Raw genomic sequence first — 398 nt, forward strand, 5'->3', positions numbered from 1 at the left:
CAGCATCTCCATGGCCTGGGCAAGCGAACGTACGCCGTCCCAGCGCAGCTCCATATTGTAGTTCAGCCCGCCGCGGATGATGTGCATATGGCTGTCGATCAGCCCCGGAATGACACGCCGGCCACCCAGGTCGACGATCGCAGTCGTCGGGCCGGCTAGAGCGCGCATGTCCTGTTCCGCTCCGACACCGATGAAACGGCCATCGGAGATGGCAACCGCCCGCGGATCGGGGTTGCTGCGGTCCAAAGTGCTGAAGCGTCCGTTCACGAGAAGGAGGTCGGCAATCATGGCGGCTTGTCCTGTCGTGGATGTCTGGGCGGCAGCCCGGCCGCCGAGCAGCGTGGAAAGCGCGCCGGCCGCGCCGCCGAGCGTGGTCTGCCTGCGGGTCGGGTTCATGA

The 398-nt window shown here is 66.3% G+C and carries 1 protein-coding gene; it reads right to left on the reverse strand.

Annotated features, from left to right (window positions below; translation table 11 throughout):
• On the reverse strand, positions 1 to 288 hold a 288-nt coding region (locus AB4Y92_RS26270; RefSeq protein ID WP_441822291.1), incomplete at its 3' end, for an amidohydrolase family protein.
• Between the last annotated feature and the right edge of the window lie 110 nt (positions 289 to 398).

The organism is Lysobacter sp. TAB13, from assembly GCF_052113885.1.
In the GTDB taxonomy this organism is placed as follows: domain Bacteria; phylum Pseudomonadota; class Gammaproteobacteria; order Xanthomonadales; family Xanthomonadaceae; genus Lysobacter; species Lysobacter gummosus.